This window comes from Gemmatimonadota bacterium (assembly GCA_040388535.1).
Lineage (GTDB): Bacteria > Gemmatimonadota > Gemmatimonadetes > Gemmatimonadales > GWC2-71-9 > Palsa-1233.
Window position 1 is genome coordinate 188,920 of the sequence record JAZKBR010000007.1, and the last position, 18,341, is coordinate 207,260.

The window sequence follows — 18,341 nt, forward strand, 5'->3', positions numbered from 1 at the left end:
GGAGGAGAGTTGCAGCCCCTCCCCCCTCAATCCTGCCGTAGCGCCCGCAGCGGGTCGATCCGGGTGGCTCGCCGGGCCGGCAGCCACGACGCCAGCAGCGCCACGAGCGCGAGGACCAGCGGGACCGTTACGAAGGTGAACGGGTCCCCCGGAGTGACCCCATATAGCAGCGTCGTCATCGCCCGGGTCAGCAGAATGGCCACGGCGACCCCGATCCCGGCCCCCGACATCGCCACCAGCAACCCGCGCTGAAGGATCGATCGGCGGACCAGCGCTGGGTCAGCGCCGAGTGCCATCCGGATCCCGATCTCGTGCGTCCGCCGGGAGACCGCATAGCTCATCACTCCATAGACGCCAACCGCCGCAAGCGTAAGCGCCACGATCGCAAAGGTACTGAGCAGGAAGAGATAGAATCGCGGGCCACCGTTGGCAGTAGCGACGACTTCGTCCATCGTCGCGACCGCCGAGATCGGCACCGCGGGATCGATGTCGGCAATCGTCGCCCTGATCGCCGGGATGACCGCCGTGGGGTTCCCCGCCGTCCGTACAACGTACGAGAAATAGTTGCCTCGGCCGAGGCCGGTCATGAACGAATTGTCCTGGAGGAACGGGAGATACAACTCTTCCGCCGCGGGTGCTGCCCAGTCGCTACGAATGGTATTCTTCGAGACACCGATCACCGTGATCCAGCGCGCCCCTTCTGCGGGATCATCGATGGTGAGCCGCTTGCCGATGGGATCCTCTCCTGGCCAGTAGTGATCAGCGAGGTACTGATTCACGATCACCACCTCGGGTGCGCCGAGCCGATCCTGCTCAGTCACGTCGCGACCGCGCGTCAGTGGAATCCCCATCGTCGCGAAGTAGCCCGGCAGGACAATCCGCCACGTCGCGCCCTGGCGCACCCCCGGTGCTGGCGCGGGGCGACCCTCGATCCAGAATGTCTGTCCCCAGCTATCGCCCGCGATCGGGATGTGGTTGATGGCACCCGCGGCGGTCACGCCGGGAATTGCGCGAATGCGGCGCAGCACCTCCGGGAAGAACCCGGCGCGCACAGCAGGTGGCGCCTCTCGCGTGCCCCCGACCGAAACGATCATCGTCGCGACGCCTTCCGGAACGAAGCCCGGATCAACACGCTGCAACGCGATGAAGCTTCTGGTGAGCAACCCGGCGCCCACCAGCAACACCACAGCGAGTGCGAACTGCGAACCAACCAGTACGTCGCGGGCCCGGGCACGGACACCGCCCTCACTTGAGCCGCGCGCGCCATCTCGCAGCACGGTATTGAGGTCCTGTCCGGCGGACTGCCACGCAGGGGCGACGCCGAAGATCAATCCCGTGACAAGGCCGAGGAACAGGGTGAAGCCCACAATGTGCCAGTCAAGCGTGATGGTCGCTGCGCGGGGGAGCGTCCCCGGCGCCCAGGCCACGATGGCGCGGGTACCGAGCCATGCGAGGGAGAGTCCCGCGACGCAACCGAGCCCCGAGAGCACCAGACTCTCGGTAATGAATTGCCGGATCATTCGCTCGCGGGTGGCGCCGATGGCGCTGCGCACCGCGACCTCGCGCTGCCGCGTCGCGGCGCGAGCGAGCAGCATATGAGCGACATTCGCGCAGGCCATCAATAGCAGCACGGCAACCGCGCCCATCATCACCAGCAGGGCGGGCCGCACCTGACCGACCACGGTCTCCTGCAACGTGCGCACGGTGGTGTTGGGTGGCACGTCGGGATAGAGCCGTTCAATGCGCTTGCTGATGAGCGAGATCTCGGCCTGCGCCGCTTCGAGGGAAACGCCATCACGCAGGCGGGCGAAGACCCGGAGACTCTGCGCGCCACGGTTGGCGGCCGTCTGGCTCGTGAACGCTCTGGGTGCCCATAGCTGGGTGTTGGTGGCCCAGAACGGCGCAAACTGGAAATCCTGCGGCATCACCCCGACGACCTGATACGATTCCCCGTCGAGCAGGATGCTGCGTTCGATCACGGCCGGATCGCCACCGAAGCGACGCTGCCAGAGACCGTAGCTCAGCACGACGACTCGTTCGTGACCCGGCTCGGCCTCATCGGCGCGAAAGACACGGCCGAGCAGCGGCCTGGTGCGCAACAGCGGCAACAGATCGGCGGTGACTCGAAGCGCCGGCAGCTTTTCTGCGGGCTCCTGTCCCGACAGGTTGGGCCCCCACATCTCGGCGGCGCCCATCGCCTCGAAGGAGCGGCTCTCGCGGCGCCAGTCGAGATAGTTTGCCGGAGCGACGGGCGAGCGCTCGTTGTGCAGCACCACCACCAGCCGGTCGGAATCGGGATAGTTGAGCGGGCGGAGGAGCACCGCGCTGACCACGGTGTAGATCGCCGCCGTGGCACCGATGCCTAGCCCGAGAGCCAGAATCGCTGCGATGGTGAAGCCGGGCGTGCGGCGCAGCGAACGGAAGGCGTAGCGCGCATCACGTCGCACGGTTTCGAACCACGCCCCCGCCCGCACCTCGCGCACCGACTCCTTGACCTGCTCCACGCCGCCGAGCTCGAGGAGAGCCACGCGACGCGCCTGCGCCGGGGGCATCCCTGCGCGGATCTTCTCGTCGACGAGTGTGGCAAGGAAGCCGTGCAGTTCGGCGTCGAGGTCGCGATCGGCCGCGTCGTGATACCGGATGTTACGCCAGAGCGCCTTCAGCGAGGTGTGGAGTGACATGGGTGCCCCCTAGCTCGCGCGAAGTGCAAAGGCGATGGCGACCGAGATCCGGCCCCATTCGGCGGTTTCTGTCTTGAGTTGCGCCCGTCCTGCGCGCGTGAGCCGGTAGTACTTGGCGCGGCGGTTGTTTTCGGATTCCCCCCACACGGCGCTGAGCCAGCCGGCCTCTTCCAACCGGTGTAGCGCCGGGAAGAGCGAGCCGGCCTTGACCTCGAAGGCATCGCGGGTGATCTGCTCGATTCGCCGGGCAATGCCGAGGCCGTGCATCTCCTCGAGAGTGAGTGCCTTGAGGATCAGGAGGTCGAGGGTACCCTGCAACAGGTTGGTCGGCGGTGTCATCGGCTGCTCCATATAGAGTGTCTATAGGAGGGCCGGCGCCGCCCCTATAGCATGTCGATAGGAGTAGGACACCTGGTCCGGCGAAAGGGTTGCAGGTGGGGGCAAAGGAAGCGCCGCCGCCGGGGACTCCGGCGGCGGCGCGACCTGCGGAAGGCGGGGGTTACTTGCCCTTGGCAGCCCGCGAGGCGGTGATCGCCTCGCCCAGCTCGGTGTAGGAGGTCGCGTCGACTTCCCGGAACGGGCGGAAGATCTTCGCGATCCGGCCGTCCTTGCCGATGACGAAGGCAACCCGGTTCTCGTAGGGGCGTCCTTCGAGCAGGGTCGCGTATGCGGCGCCAGCAGACTTGCCGGCGTCGCTCACGAAAGTGAACGGGAACTTCTCATCGGTGGCCCACGAGGCGAGCGCGGCGGCCGAATCGGTGCTGATGGCGAGGAGTGTGACATCCTTCCCGCCGCCGAAGAGGTCGGCGTACTTGTCGCGATACGCCTTCATCTGGATGGTGCAGCCAGAGGTCCGCGCCTTCGGGAAGAATGCCAGCACGACCGTGCGACCCCGCAGCTCGGAGAGATGCACCGGCTTGGCCGAGACACCGGTCATGGTGGCAGCAGGGAGGGTGAAGTCGGGCGCCATGTCGCCGACCTTCGGCCCCGCATCCTGGGCGAGGAGAGCAGCAGGTGCCAGCAGGAGTGCGGCCAGCAGGGTGGTACGGTTCATCGTTGTCCTCTTCACTTGGGGGTCGGAATCACGCGCCAGACCTTGCCGCTGGCGTCGGAGGAGATGTAGAGCGCACTGCCATCGGGTGCGGCGGCCACGCCACTCGGTCGCACCGAGATCTCGCTACCGGCACCGCTGGCGAAGGTGGTGTACTGACCGGTCGGCTTGCCGTTCTGGAACGGAATGAAGACGACGCGATAGCCGGCCTGCGGCAACGGTGCGCGGTTCCACGAACCGTGGAACGCGAGGAAGGCACCGCCATTGAAGCCGGCACCGAACGCGGTTCCGGTGTAGAACGTCAGCGCGAGCGGTGCCCAGTGTCCCGGGAACGCAATCAGCGGCTGGGTCTTCTGGCCGCACTCACCCTGCTTGATGCCATCGCCGCCATACTCGGGCGCCTGCACTTTCTGGTGGGCAATCGGATCGAAGTAGCAGTAGGGCCAGCCGAAGTCGGCTCCCTTCGTGATCATCCCGAATTCTTCCGCCGGCTTCTCGGCATTGTCACTGTCGCTGAAGCCCCAATTGGCCGAGAGCTGATCGCGACCGTGGCTGGCACCGAAGAGGATACCCGTCGTCGGCTGGACCGCGGTGGCCATCATGTTGCGCATTCCGGTCGCCCAGCGCTCACCGTCGGTCGGCTTCTGGTTCGACTTGCTGGCATCGTAGCGCCAGATGCCGGCACGCACGGCGAGCTCGGCGCAAGGCCGCTGCCCCGGAGACCTTTCCTTGCGGTCTTCGACCTGACATGAGTTGGTGTTGGAGCCGTGATCGACGAAGAGGAAACCATCCTTCCCCATTGCGAGAGTCTTGGCGGTGTGCCCGCCCGTGGGCAGCCCTGAGACAACAACCGTTGCCGGGCCGTCGGGGGCGAGCGAGCCGCTCTTGTAACCGAAGCGCATCACCTGATCGGCCGGAGCGAAGTAGACCGCGTCCTTGCCGACGGCGACGCCCGTGCCGGAACCGGCCACGAAGGTTGCGGTCGTGTCGGAATGGCCATCCTTGTCCCGATCACGCAACAGGAAGAGTCCGCCGGCGCGACCCTGCGCGGCGACGAAGAGATCCCCGTTGGGAGCCACGGCGATGTGTCGCGCGCCGGGCACGGTCGCGAAGAGCGTGGCGCAGAAGCCCTTGGCCAGCGTCAGCCCGCCATTATCGGTATCGCACTTCGGCGGAGCGGGATTCCGGAAGGCGAGCAGCGCCAGCGCGGCGACCGGAAGGACCAGGAAGGAAAAGCGTCGCATGGGAGCCACGGAGTCGGAGGTTCTGAAACGGGACGACCGAGCTTTCAATTATAGCGTATCAGGCAGTCGCGGTAGCGACGGCCGGAATCAGCGCCGGATCGCGAGCCGTGGTTCGATCCGGTAGATCAGGCCGTGATCGTCATCGGCGACGTAGACGATGCCGGCTGACCCCACTGCCACACCTGAAAGGCGCAGATCGCCGAGGGGACCCGACGACCGGAGCAGGACACGGGGCGTGCCGGCCGGCGCTCCGGTGGCACTGAGGGGCAGATAAATCAGGTAGTGGCCGTCCTCCGGTAGCGGGGCCCGGCTGCGTGAGCCATGGAAAGCGATCAGCATCCCCTGCCCCCAGGTCGCGGGCCAGGTGGTGGGCGCGAAGGTGAGGGCCATCGGCGCCCAGTGGCCGGGGAATCCTCCTGCGGGAGCCGTCTTGCTGGCACAGCGTGTTTCGGGCGAGGTGCTGGATTGATATTCGGGAGCCGGGATCAGCGTCGTGCCGGTCGCGGTGTAGTTGCCCATGCAATACGGCCAGCCATAGTCCGCGCCGGTGCGAATCTCCACCAGCAGCTCGGCCGGCTGCATCGCCGACTCCTCCGCCGACCATTTCCAGATCTTGCCGAGAAAATCCCGGCCGTGGGTCACCGCCCAGACGCGTCCATTGGCGGGGTCGACGCCGATCGCCATGGCGTTGCGGAGTCCAGTCGCCTCACGACTTCGCGCCCACTCGCCGTCACCCGAGGCCGGAGGCGTGAAGCGCCAGATTCCGGCGCGAGTTCGCAGATCGGGGCAAGGGAAATTCCCCGGCGCGGCGATGTCTTCATCGGGTTGACAGTTGTCGCTCGCCGACCCGAACGAGACATGCAACGCGCCATCGCGTCCGAAGGCGATCCCCTTGGCGTTGTGGGCATAGCCGTTACCCGATTCCGGCAGATGCGTCGCGATCACCTCCGGCTCCCCGACCGGGGCGCGCGCATTCGCCGGCCAGCGATAGCGGTAGATCGAGTTGTCGGACGCGAAGTAGAGCCACCCATCACGCCACGCAATGCCGCTCCCGCCCACTCCCGGGCCGAAGGCAATGGTCGAATCGGCCCGGCCATCGCCGTTCTGATCGACGGCGCGGAGGAGGCCCGGCGCCGTGCGCGTTGCAGCGACCACGGTACCACCGGGAACCACAGCGAGATGCCGAACCGCGCCGACCCGACTCGCGAAGACCCGAACACAGAAACCAGCAGGTACCGTGAGTTTGGTGAGGTACCCGTCGCAGTCAACGACTTGCGCGGGGGTGCGGCCGACAATCAGGCAGAGTAGTGCCAGGCCGCGAAGCAAACGGGGGGTCATCGGAGTGCTCCGGTCGGGTGTCGTTCAAGGCGATAGATCCGGCCGTGGTCGTCATCACTGAGGTAAACCGTGCCACCCGGCGCCACGGCAACCCCTGAGAGACGCAGCAGGCCGGGCCGGCCGGCTGCGGACACAAACTGCTGGTTCGACCCGCGGAGCTGGCCCCGGGCATTGAACGGCACGAAGAAGACACCGTGCCCCTGCTCGGGAAGCGGCGCGCGACTGCGCGAGCCATGGAAAGCAATCAGCAATCCATTGCGCCACGGCGCCGGCAGTTCCTTGGTAACGACCGTCATTGCCATCGGTGCCCAGTGGCCCGGGAAACCCATCGCCGGCGAATTCCGGGTCGCACAATCGACTTCACGGCGACCGCTGTAATCGGGGGACCGCACCAGGGCGGTGCGACGAGCGGTGTATTCGCCATGACAATACGGCCAGCCGAAGTCAGCACCGCGGATGACATCGACGAGGAGTTCGGCCGGCTGATCGGCCGAGGTGGAGTCAGGCCAGCCCCAGACGCGGTTGAGAAAGTCGCGGCCGTGGGTCGCCGCCCAGAGATGGCCGGTGGTGGCATCACTCGCGATCGCCATGGCGTTGCGGAGTCCGGTTGCGTAGCGCTCGCCGTGCCACTCAGCGCGCCCTGCCGTCGGCGTGAATCGCCAGATCCCGGCACGGGTCGCGAGCTCATCGCAGGGCCATTTCCCCGGCGATTCCTTCCCGCGGTCGGCGACCTGGCAGTTGTCTGAGCCGGAGCCGATCGAGACGTATGCGGCGCCGTCCCGTCCGATGGCAATCCCCTTCATGTAGTGCGCCGATCCCTTCGTTCTGCCGGGCAGACCGCGCGCGATCCATTCGCCGGAGTCGGCGGGCGCCTTGGCACCAGCGGGCCAGCGGTAGCGAATGACCCCTTCATCAGCCGCGAAATAGAGCCAGCCCTGCTGCCAGGTCACGCCGGTGCCGCCCAGCCCGGGGCCGAAGGGCACCACCTGATCGGCAACGCCATCGCCGGTCGTGTCCCGGAGTCGGAGCAACCCCGGCCGAGTCTTCGTCGCCACCACAATGGTCCCGGAGGGGTGGACCAGCAGATGCCGGACCGCGCCGACCCGCGACGCGAAGAGGCGGACGCAGTAGCCGGCGGGCGCCACGACCGGTGTGGCGGCCCCGGCGCAGTCACGGGGCTGCTGGAGCGCGAGCAGGAGGGGGAGGAGCATTCCGAAAGCTAGGCGGGCCCGGCGCACTTGCTGCCCCGTCCTAGTATTTTGGCCCCATGAGCCATCAATACATCTTCACCATGCGCGACCTTCGGAAGATCGTCCCACCGAAGCGCGAGATCCTCAAGGGGATCTACCTCTCGTTCTATCCTGGCGCCAAGATCGGCGTGATCGGCTCCAACGGCAGCGGCAAGTCGTCCCTGCTCAAGATCATGGCCGGTGTCGACCAGGATTTCCTCGGCGAGGCGAAGCCGGCCGACGGCGTCCGCATCGGCTACCTGCCACAGGAGCCTGTCCTCGATAACACCAAGGATGTGCGCGGCAACGTCGAAGAGGCACTCGCCGACGTGCGGGCACTGCTCACGAAGTTCGAAGAGATCTCGATGAAGTTCTCCGAACCGATGAGCGACGACGAGATGACCGCGCTGCTCGACAAGCAGGCCGCGCTGCAGGATCGCATCGATGCCGCGAACGCGTGGGAGATCGATCGCACTCTCGACATCGCGATGGATGCCCTGCGGCTCCCTCCGGCCGAGGCGGCCGTGGCCAATCTCTCGGGTGGCGAGAAGCGCCGCGTGGCGCTCTGCCGCCTGTTGCTGAGCAAGCCCGACATGTTGCTGCTCGACGAGCCGACGAACCACCTCGACGCCGAATCGGTCGCGTGGCTCGAGCGCTATCTCAAGGAGTTCCCGGGGACGGTGGTGGCGATCACCCACGACCGCTACTTCCTCGACAACGCCGCCGAGTGGATTCTCGAGCTCGAGCACGGCGCCGGGATTCCGTGGAAGGGGAACTACTCCTCCTGGCTCGACCAGAAGGAGAAGAAGCTCGCTACCGAGGAGAAGCAGGCCTCGGCGAGGCAGCGCACGCTCGAGCGCGAACTCGAATGGGTGCGGATGAGCCCGAAGGCGCGCCAGGCCAAGAGCAAGGCCCGCCTGCAGGCCTACGACGCCCTGGTCGCCGAAGAAGAAAAGGCCGATGCCACGGGCCACGAAATCCTGATTCCGCCGGCCCCGCGCCTCGGCGATGAAGTGGTGATCGCGAAGAATCTCAAGAAGGGCTTCGGCGATACCCTGCTCTTCGAAGGGCTCAACTTCTCGCTGCCGCGTTCCGGCATTGTCGGTATCATCGGCCCCAATGGCGCCGGCAAGACGACGCTCTTCCGGATGATCACGGGACAGGAACAACCCGACGACGGCGAACTGGTGGTCGGCAAGACGGTGCAGACGGCCTACGTCGATCAGTCGCGCGAAGCGCTTGATCCCGAGAAGACCGTCTACCAGGAAATCGCCGGCGATTACGACAACCTGCAGTTCGGCAGCCGTACGGTGAATTCGCGTGCCTACTGTGGCTGGTTCGGCTTCAAGGGAAGCGATCAGCAGAAGAAGGTCGGCACGATGTCGGGCGGCGAGCGCAATCGCCTTCATCTCGCCAAGCTGCTCAAGTCGGGCGGCAACCTGCTCCTCCTCGACGAGCCGACCAACGACCTCGACGTCGATACGCTCCGCGCCCTCGAGGACGCGTTGCTGACCTTCTCGGGCTGCGCCGTGGTGATTTCCCACGACCGCTGGTTCCTCGATCGCATCGCGACCCACATCCTCGCCTTCGAAGGCGATTCGGAAGTGGTCTGGTTCGAGGGGAACTACCAGGATTACTCGGCCGACTACAAGAAGCGGAAGGGCGTGGCGGTCGATCAGCCGCACCGGATCAAGTACCGAAAGCTGACGCATTAACTACAGAGACTAGAGACTAGAGATTAGAGACTAGAGACTAGAGACTGGAGGGTGTCATCCTGAGTGGAGACCCTCTAGTCTCTGATCTCGAGTCTCTAGTCTCTATTGGCTAATCGCTCGTCTCTCCAAGGAGTCCCGCGTTGCGCCTGCTCCTCGTCGAAGACGACACCCAGCTTGCGGCCGTCCTCACGGCCGGCTTCGCGGAGCATGGGATCGCGACGACGAGCGCAGCAACGGTCGCCGAGGGGCGCAGTCGCGCGACACACGGCGGCTACGATGTGCTGGTGCTCGATGTGATGCTCCCCGGCGGGTCGGGTTTCGATCTCTGCCGGGCGCTTCGCGACGATGGGGTCACCCAGCCGATCCTGATGCTCACCGCGCGGGACACCGTGGATGACCGGGTCACCGGACTCGATGTCGGCGCCGACGACTACCTCACCAAACCGTTTGCGTTCCGGGAGTTGCTCGCCCGGGTAAAGGCGCTCGCGCGACGCGGACCGCGCCTCGCAGGCCTGACCACCACGATTGCCGACCTCACCGTCTCCCTTGCCTCGCATCGCGTCACCCGTGCCGGCCGGAAGATCGAGCTCACCGCGAAAGAGTTCGCCCTGCTCGAATGCTTCGTCCGGCATACCGGCGAGGTGATCGATCGTGCGGTCATCACGGCGAGTGTCTGGGATGAGAATCACGACCCGTTCACCAACGTGCTCGAAGTCCTCATCCGCCGGTTGCGCCGCAAGCTCGACGACGACTTCGAACCCAAGCTGATTCATACCATTCGCGGTGCCGGCTACCGCTTCGGGACCTGAGCCCGGTGTCCGATTCCCCGCTCCGCATCCTCCGCCGCCGGCTCACCAGCTGGTACCTCGCCACCTTTGGCGCAATCCTGGTGCTGCTGGGCGGTGGCCTCTTCGCAGCCATCCGCCATCAATTCGCGACCGAACTCGACGCGTCGCTGATTCAGGCGACCAGTGAACTCGAGCGCGCCGCCTCGATCCGCGAACGCGAAGCCGTGCTGGCGGGCCGCGTCGTGGATGCGGTAGATGAACTCCACATCCCCGACCGCTCCCTCTACCTCCTCGACATCGACGGTCGCGTGATCCGCCCCGACAGTGCCCCGGACTGGGTACGCGCCGCGGCACAGAATGCCGGCCGAAGCGGTGCCGTCGCCCTCGACCACCAGCTCCCGGGAGAACGCACGCTCCGGCTCCACGCCGAGCGCTTCGCACTCGCCGGTAGCGCACCGATGGTGGCCGTTGCTGTCGCCGACAAGATCGAGCTCGAAGATCGTTATGCCTCCTTGATCGTCGCGTTCGGCGCGGCGGCGCTGGTGGCGCTGGTGCTGGTTGCCGCCGCCGGCTCGCTCCTCGTGGGTCAATCGATCGGGCCGATCGAGCGATCGCTCGAGCAGATGCGTCGCTTCATGGCCGATGCAGCGCACGAACTGCGGACGCCACTCAGTGTGCTTCGCAGCCGGGCCGAGATTGCGCTGCAGCAGCCGCGCGACGGCCCGAGCTACGTCGCCGCGCTCGAAGGGATCGACGCCGAAAGCCAGCGCCTGTCGCGGATTGTCGACGACCTGCTGACGCTGGCCCGCGCCGAATCGGAACAGCGTCCTATCGAAAGGAGCCGGCTCTTCCTCGATGACGTCGTCGTCGATGCGGTCGAAGCCGCGCGCGCGGTGGCGGAGCGGAAGGGAGTCACGCTGAGCCTCGCCGAATTCGAGGAGGCCCCGGTCGACGGCGATCCACATCTCCTGCGGCAGCTGGTGATGATCCTGCTCGACAACGCCGTGAAGTTCACCCCCACGGGCGGCGCCGTCCGGGTGAAGATCGGCATCGACGCCGGGGCGCCTCAGCTCACGGTGATCGACACCGGCCCCGGGATCCCGGCCGACCAGCTACCGCACGTCTTCGAACGCTTCTACCGAGGCGACCCTGCCCGCGCTCGACAGTCGGGAAGTGGCAGCGGCCTTGGCCTTTCGATCGCTCGCTGGATCGCCGACGCCCACGGTGGCACCCTCACGCTCCATTCCGGGGCGGGCGGCGGCACCACTGCTACGGCGCGGTTCCCCAGAGGGACACTCCCGGTCGCCTGACCCGCTGTCATCTTGCTGACAGCTTGCGGGGGGTAGGGTTCCCGGGGTGAACCCTCTCTTCGCACGACTTTCCCGCCCGCTGACGCCGACCCTTGCCCTGCTGCTGGTGGTGTCCGGCGCTGCGGGGCAACAGCCGCGACTGGTTACTCGTGCCGATGCGATCCAGGCGGCCCTCGATCACGCGCCCCGGTTGCTTGTCGCCGCAAGCGACACCTCGGCGGCGGCCGCTGCGCTCAGGAATGCCCGGCTCCGGCCCGACCCGACCGCCTCGTTCGGCTACTCCAAGTCCACGCCACGCTACCACGTGGAACTCAGCATCCCACTGGACCTGCCGTGGATCCGGAACGCCCGTGCCGCCGCAGCGCAATCCGGGCGTGCAGGGAGTCAGTTGCGACTCGCATTCGCGCGAGTCGCCGCACGAATCGATGCCGACACGTCCTACACGGCAGCGCTCGCAGCGCGTGAACTGCTGGCACTGAGTCGTCGCAACAGCCGTGACGCCGATTCACTCTACCGCATTGCCACACTTCGCCGTGACGCCGGCGATGCCAGCGATCTCGATACCGAACTCGCCAGCATCCTCGCTGGCCAGCAGGCCAACATCCTGGCAGGCGATTCGCTCTCCGCCGAGTCGGCGCTGCTGACGCTGCAAGCCGCGATGGGCATCGTCGGCAGTGAGATCACCATCGCACTCGCTGATTCGCTGACTCGCCCCCGATTCGATAGCACCGTCGTTGCCGGTGGCGGCAACCTCCTGCCGGTCGCTGCGGCCGAGAGCGATGTGCACACCGCCGACCTCTCCGTGCGGATGCAGCGGCGGAGCCGGATCATCGAGCCGACGCTGACGGCGGGGTTCGAGACCGGAGACCCGGGCGGCAGCGAGTCTGGTGTGCTGCCAACCGTGGGCATCGCGCTCCCCTTGCCGCTCTTCAATGGCAACCGTGGCAACATCGCCGTGGCCGAGGCCGAATTGCTACGCGCGCAGGCAGCCCTTGCTGCAGTCCGCGTCGAAAGCACCGGTGCACTCGGCCGCGCGCGCCGTGCCCTGCGCGCGGGACTCGAACAGCTGGCGCGCGACGAACAGCTCACCGCCTCGGCAGATCGCGTCAGTGCGATGTCGCTCACGGCCTATCGCGAGGGCGCCGCCACGCTGGCGAGCGTGCTCGAGGCGCAACGGATGGCGCGTGACGTCCGTTCGCAATACGTCGCCGACCTGGCCAATGCCTGGATCGCCCGGAGCGTCCTGCTCCTTCTTTCGGAAACCACCGCCTCGAGCGCACCGTGATGATGCCCCGCTCACGCCCCGCCGCGGGCCTGCTCGCGATCTCCCTGGTGCTGTTCGGCTGCAAGCGCGACAGCGGGGAAGAATCGGCCGCCACCGCTCAGGCGGCCGTTGCGGCCGAGACGGCCATCGTCGCCCCGCAGCCATTCGCTGAAAATGTCGAAGGGATCGGCACCGTCGTGCCGCGCATCGGGGGCTTTGCGGCCATCGGGGTGCCGATCGCCGCACGCATTTCCCGCGTGCTGGTCACGGTCGGGCAGCATGTCGCGGTCGGCGAGGCGCTCATCGAGCTCGATCGGACCAGCATCGATGCTGAAGCGAAGAGCGCCGAGGCCGCAGCAGTGGCCGCGGACGCAGCGGCCGCGCGAGCGGCTCGCCTGCTGGAAGCAGGCGTGGTGCCGCGGAAGGATGCCGAGCAGGCGACGGCCGAGGCCGCCAAGGCGCGCGCGGCGGTCGCGACCGCGCGCCACACTGCGGCGCTCGCCACGATGCGTTCGACCCTCGATGGCGTCGTCACTCGGGTGGCCGCCACGGTCGGCGTGCTGGCCGACCCGGGCGCTCCCCTGGTCGAAGTGGCGAATCCGGCCTCGCTTGACCTGCTGATCGCGGCCACCGCCACCGATGCCGGGAGACTGCGACAGGGAATGCGCGTCACGCTGCACGATGGCGCTGACACAGTTGGCGAAGGCGTGGTTGCCGACGTTGGCGCTGCCGTCGACTCGGTCACTCGCAGCATTGCTGTCCGGATCCACGTCGGTCACACCGAGCGACGGCTGCGGCTGGGCGAGACGATCTCCGGGCGCATCGCGCTCGCGAGCGACCCGCAGGCCATCACGGTGCCAATCGCGGCGCTGGTGCCGACAGGAGAAGGCTTCCAGGTGTTCGTGGTCGACAGCACGGGAATCGCACACGCCCGGCCAGTGACCGTCGCGGGCAAGGACGCCGCTCGCGCCCACGTCACCTCGGGACTCACCGCGGGTGAGCGAATCGTGACGGCGGGCGCCTACGGCATGGACGATGGCGCCAAGGTGATGCCGACGGGTCCGCGGCCGTGAGTGTGCGCGGGCTCTTCCCGTACCTCGCGGCCCAGCGGCGCTTCATCTCGTTGCTCGTGGTCGTGCTTTCGGTTGGCGGTATCTGGGCGGCGACCCGGTTGCCGTCGGCGATCTATCCTGAGCTGACCTTCTCGCGCATTACCGTGGTCGTGGAGGGGAGTTCACTCGGGGCACGGCAGGTGCTTTTCAGCATCACGCGGCCGATCGAGGAAGCCGTCGGCGTGGTCCCCGGCGTGGCCCGGGTGCAATCGCGTGCCATTCGGGGCGGCAGCGAGATCAACATCACCTTTACGCCCGTCACCGACATGGCGTACGCGCTGCAGCAGGTGCAGGCGCGCGTCAACCAGGTGCGCACCGATCTCCCCGAGGGGCTCGACATCGAAGTAGAGCGACTGACGCCCTCGCTCTTCCCGGTGCTGTCGTACAATCTCGAGGGTGGCGACCCCGCGACGCTGTACGACATCGCCCGGTACCAGTTGCGCCCGCTCTTTTCGCGGGTGCCCGGAGTCGGCCGCGTCGACGTGATGGGGAACGACCAACGCGAGATCGAAGTGGTTGCGGAGCCGGCGCGTCTCGCGGCCGCAGGGTTGAGCTACGATGATCTCGCTACCGCCATCCGGCAATCGATCACGGTCGAGGCCGTTGGTCGTACGGCGGCGAACTACCGGCAGTATCTCATCGTCACTGCGACGGAAGCGAAGACGGCGGACGATGTCGCCAATGTGATGATTGCCAACGGGTTGCGGGTCCGGGATGTCGCGCGCGTCATTCCCGGCACCGAAGATCACGTCCGCATCATTGCGGGCGACGGCCGACCCGCCGCTCACCTCAACGTGACCCGGCAGCCCGGCGGCAATACCGTCGCCATCGCCGACAGCATCGCCCGGATTGCGGCCTCGGTCGCGCCGACCCTGCCCGCCGGCGTCCACCTGGTTCCGGTTTACGACCAGACCGCGCTCGTGCGTGACGCGATCTCCTCGGTGCGCGATGCGATGCTGATCGGTGCCGGGCTCGCCATCGTGGTATTGCTGCTCTTTCTGCGCCACGCACGGGTGACAGCGATCAGCGCCGCCTCGATCCCGCTGACGATGGTGATCACCGTCTTCGTGATGTGGCTGGTGGGGCAGACCTTCAACCTGATGACGCTGGGCGCGATGGCAATCGCCATCGGCCTCGTGATCGACGACGCCGTGGTGGTGACCGAGAACATCGTGCGCCACGCCCGCCTCACTCCCGATCGCGCCATCGCCGTGCGCGATGCAGTTCAGGAATTGATCTGGCCGGTGATCTCGTCCACGCTCACCACGGTGGTGGTCTTCCTGCCACTCGGATTGTTGACCGGTGTCGAGGGACAATTCTTCACGGCACTCTCGATCACCCTCACCATCGCCGTGCTGGTATCGCTCGGCCTGTCACTCACGCTGATCCCGCTCCTCAGCGCCCAATTCCTCCAGCCCTCCGATTCGGAGCCGCCCAGCACGACCGGCTTCCTCAATCGGGTGGGCCGAGGCCTCGATTCACTCTCGGAGCGATACGAGCGCGCCCTCGGGGCGGTGCTTCCGCGAGCACGCTGGATCATCGTGGTGGCGGTGCTGCTCGCGGGATTCGGGATCCTGGCACACGCCTTCGTCGACACCGGCTTCCTCCCCGAGATGGATGAGGGCGCGTTCGTGCTCGACTACTGGACTCCCGGCGGCACCGCGCTCGCCGAAACCGATCGCCAGCTCAAGATCATCGAGCGCATTCTCGCGAAGACTCCGGAGATCACGGCGACCTCGCGGCGCACCGGCGCCGAACTCGGACTCTTCGCCACCGAGCAGAACCGGGGCGACATGGTGGTGCGCCTCAAGGCACCCGGCAAGCGTGACCGCAGCATCTTCGAGGTGATCGACGACGTGCGTGGCAAGCTCGAGGTGGCCGTGCCGCGGGTCCGGATCGAGTTCGTGCAGATCCTCAGCGATGTCATCAATGACCTGGCCGGCGTGGCGCGCCCCGTGGAGATCAAGCTCTTCGGCCCCGACCTGGCAGCTCTCGAGGGTTACGCGACCGCGCTCTCGGCAAAGCTGGAGAAGGTCGACGGCATCGAAGACCTCTACAACGGTGTGAGCGAGCCGACCGCCGAGCTCGCGATGCATATCAATGCCACCGAGGCGGCGCGCATCGGGCTCACGCCCGGACAGGTCGGCAGTGCCGTGAGTGGTGCGCTGCTCGGCGTGTCGGCTGGCGAGATCCGGCTCGAGGATCGCGCCATCGGTGTCCGGGTCCGCGCACCCGATGCCGTCCGCAATTCCCCGACCGCGCTGTCGACGCTCCCGCTGATTTCGCCCACGACCCACGCCAGAACACCGCTGGGAAGCCTTGCGCGCTTCGAGCCGGGGGAGACGCGGGCCGAGCTCCTGCGCGAGAACCAGCAACAGATGATCACCATTGGCGCCGACATCAGTGGCCGCGCACTTGGTGCGGTGATGACGGATGTTCGTAGCGCACTCGGCAGCACTCCCCCGCCTGCGAATGTGCGCATCGAGCTGGCCGGGCAGTACGCCTCCCAGCAAGCGGCCTTCCGCGCGTTGCTGCTGGTGCTCGCCCTCGCTTCGATCAGCGTGGTCGCGGTGATGGTGGTGCAGTTCCAGTCCTTCGTGGAGCCCCTCGTTGTTCTGCTCGCGGCCCCGCTTTCATTTGGCGGCGCGATGGGGCTGCTGCTACTCACCGGGACACCGCTCAACGTGTCGAGTTTCATGGGGCTTATCCTGCTGGTCGGACTCATCGTGAAGAACGGAATCATTCTCCTCGATTTCACCCGGCACCGGATGCGTGAGGAGGGGCTCGCGCTCGAGGCCGCCATTCGTGAGGCTGCGCAGGTCCGCCTTCGCCCGATCCTGATGACCACCCTCTGCACCCTGTTCGGGTTGCTCCCGCTCGCGCTCGGCCTCGGCGCCGGCAGTGAGTTGCAGCGGCCACTCGCGCTGGCCGTGATCGGCGGCCTGGCGCTCTCGACCCCGATCACGCTGTTCGTCGTTCCCACCCTGCTGGTCGCGATTCGCGGCCGCGGATACACCCTGGACCGGAGTACGCCATCATGAACCGCCCCACCACGCTCTTCCTCGCCGCGCTGCTGGTTGCGCCGGGGATCGTTGCGGCGCAGCAGCCCGCGCCGAAGCCGCCGGCCTCAACCGCGAAGATGGCCCCGAAGCCCACCAAGGCCGAGAAGGAAGCGCAGGACGCCAAGGCCGAGGCCGCGCTGATGAAGGAAGCGAAGGTCACCGAAGCGGCGGCGCGTGCGATCGCGCTGAAGGAAGTGCCCGGTGGCGTCGTCAAGGAGCACGAACTCGAGCGCGAAAAGGGGAAGCTGATCTGGTCGTACGACATTGCGGTCGCGGGCAAGAGCGGCATCGAGGAAGTGAATATCGATGCGATGACCGGCAAGATGCTCGCGCACGAGCACGAGACGCCGAAGGATGAGAAGAAGGAAGCAGCGGAAGACGCAGCGAAGGCGAAGGCCAGGACGGGAGTGAAGAAGCCATGAAGCAGATTGCCCTTGCAGCGCTCGCCCTGGTGGCGGTTGCCACCAGCGTGACTGCCCAGCAGTACCACGTCCTCACCAAGGTGAACATCGGCGGCGATGGTGGCACCGACTACCTCAACGCCGATGCGGCCACCGGCCGGGTCTTCATCTCGCGCGGGACCCACGTGATGGTCGTGAATGGCAAGACCGGTGCGGTCGTCGGAGATATTGCCGACACCCCGCGCGTACACGGCATTGCGTTCGCGCCCAAGGCCAATCACGGCTTCACCACCAATGGTGGTGACTCGACGGTGACAATGTTCGACCTCAAGACGCTGGCGCCGATCAAGAAGATCGCGACGCACACCGGCGGGCTCGACGGCATCATGTACGACGACGCCTCCGATCAGATCATCCTCACCAACCATTCCCGGCCGGTGGGCACCGCAACCGCGATCAACCCGACCACGGGCGATATCGTGGGTGTCGCGAACCTCGAAGACACCGCCCCGGAAGGCGCCGCAAGCGATGGCAAGGGGAAGCTCTTCGTGAACAACGAAGGGAAGAACACCATCCAGGTCATCGAAGCGAAGTCGATGAAGGTGCTCGCCTCGTGGTCGATCGCGCCGTGTGATGGTCCCACCGGGATCGCCTACGATCGCAAGACCGACCGGATCTTCTCCGGATGCAGCAAGACCTCGGTGGTGGTCGATGCGAAGAGTGGCAAGGTGGTCGCGCAGATCACCAACGGCGACGGCGTCGACGCGCTCGGCTGGGATCCGGCCGAGAAGCTCATCTACATCCCGGGCGGCGACGGGACGCTGACCATCGTGCACCAGGATTCGCCCGACAAGTACAGCGTCGTTGCGACCGTGGCCACGATGCGGGGCGCCAAGACAGTGACCGTCGACCTCGCCAGCCATATCGCCTACGTCTTCACGCCGGAGTACGGCCCTGCGCCGGCAGGCACGCCGACCCCGGCCAACGGACGGGCACCGCGCGGGCCAATGATCGGGGCGTGGTTGATTGCCGTAGGGAAATAGAGACTAGAGACTAGAGACTGGAGACTAGAGGGGGCGATGGTCGGGTGTTTGGCGCAAGACCATCGCTAGTCTCTAGTCTCCAGTCTCTAGTCTCTCGTTCCGT

14 protein-coding genes are annotated in these 18,341 nt (G+C 66.7%); 8 read left to right on the forward strand and 6 right to left on the reverse strand.

Annotated features, from left to right (window positions below; all coding sequences use genetic code 11):
- Positions 1–26: 26 nt before the first annotated feature.
- From V4558_14215 to V4558_14240, 6 genes are all read right to left on the reverse strand, one after another.
- Positions 27–2,681, reverse strand: coding sequence for an ABC transporter permease (locus V4558_14215; protein MES2306661.1), 2,655 nt, complete (start codon positions 2,679–2,681; stop codon positions 27–29).
- 9 nt (positions 2,682–2,690) lie between these two features.
- Positions 2,691–3,020, reverse strand: coding sequence for a PadR family transcriptional regulator (locus V4558_14220; protein MES2306662.1), 330 nt, complete (start codon positions 3,018–3,020; stop codon positions 2,691–2,693).
- A gap of 160 nt (positions 3,021–3,180) precedes the next feature.
- A complete protein-coding gene (locus tag V4558_14225) occupies positions 3,181–3,735 on the reverse strand; it encodes a redoxin domain-containing protein (GenBank protein ID MES2306663.1) in 555 nt (184 codons plus the stop codon).
- A gap of 11 nt (positions 3,736–3,746) precedes the next feature.
- Entirely contained in the window at positions 3,747–4,976 is a 1,230-nt protein-coding gene (locus V4558_14230) for a PQQ-dependent sugar dehydrogenase (protein MES2306664.1), read from the reverse strand.
- Between the two features lie 87 nt (positions 4,977–5,063).
- A complete protein-coding gene (locus tag V4558_14235; GenBank protein ID MES2306665.1) occupies positions 5,064–6,314 on the reverse strand; it encodes a PQQ-dependent sugar dehydrogenase in 1,251 nt (416 codons plus the stop codon).
- A complete protein-coding gene (locus V4558_14240; protein MES2306666.1) occupies positions 6,311–7,525 on the reverse strand; it encodes a PQQ-dependent sugar dehydrogenase in 1,215 nt (404 codons plus the stop codon). Before V4558_14240 ends, V4558_14235 begins: the two co-directional genes overlap by 4 nt.
- A gap of 56 nt (positions 7,526–7,581) precedes the next feature.
- Between V4558_14240 and ettA the strand changes: the two genes are divergently transcribed.
- From ettA to V4558_14280, 8 genes are all read left to right on the forward strand, one after another.
- Complete coding sequence (ettA, locus tag V4558_14245) at positions 7,582–9,258, forward strand: energy-dependent translational throttle protein EttA (GenBank protein ID MES2306667.1); 1,677 nt, start codon at positions 7,582–7,584, stop codon at positions 9,256–9,258.
- A 140-nt stretch (positions 9,259–9,398) separates the two neighbouring features.
- Entirely contained in the window at positions 9,399–10,067 is a 669-nt protein-coding gene (locus V4558_14250; protein MES2306668.1) for a response regulator transcription factor, read from the forward strand.
- Between the two features lie 5 nt (positions 10,068–10,072).
- Positions 10,073–11,356 (forward strand): ATP-binding protein, encoded by a 1,284-nt coding sequence (locus V4558_14255; GenBank protein ID MES2306669.1) that lies wholly within the window; start codon positions 10,073–10,075, stop codon positions 11,354–11,356.
- Positions 11,357–11,402: 46 nt separating this feature from the next.
- Positions 11,403–12,641, forward strand: a complete 1,239-nt coding sequence (locus V4558_14260; GenBank protein MES2306670.1) for a TolC family protein — start codon at positions 11,403–11,405, stop codon at positions 12,639–12,641.
- A complete protein-coding gene (locus V4558_14265) occupies positions 12,641–13,693 on the forward strand; it encodes an efflux RND transporter periplasmic adaptor subunit (protein ID MES2306671.1) in 1,053 nt (350 codons plus the stop codon). Before V4558_14260 ends, V4558_14265 begins: the two co-directional genes overlap by 1 nt.
- On the forward strand, positions 13,690–16,773 hold the full coding sequence (locus tag V4558_14270; GenBank protein ID MES2306672.1) for an efflux RND transporter permease subunit: 3,084 nt from the start codon (positions 13,690–13,692) through the stop codon (positions 16,771–16,773). Before V4558_14265 ends, V4558_14270 begins: the two co-directional genes overlap by 4 nt.
- Positions 16,770–17,216, forward strand: a complete 447-nt coding sequence (locus V4558_14275; protein MES2306673.1) for a PepSY domain-containing protein — start codon at positions 16,770–16,772, stop codon at positions 17,214–17,216. The genes V4558_14270 and V4558_14275 overlap by 4 nt, the downstream gene beginning before the upstream one ends.
- A complete protein-coding gene (locus V4558_14280) occupies positions 17,213–18,238 on the forward strand; it encodes a WD40 repeat domain-containing protein (GenBank protein MES2306674.1) in 1,026 nt (341 codons plus the stop codon). Before V4558_14275 ends, V4558_14280 begins: the two co-directional genes overlap by 4 nt.
- The last annotated feature ends 103 nt before the right edge of the window (positions 18,239–18,341 follow it).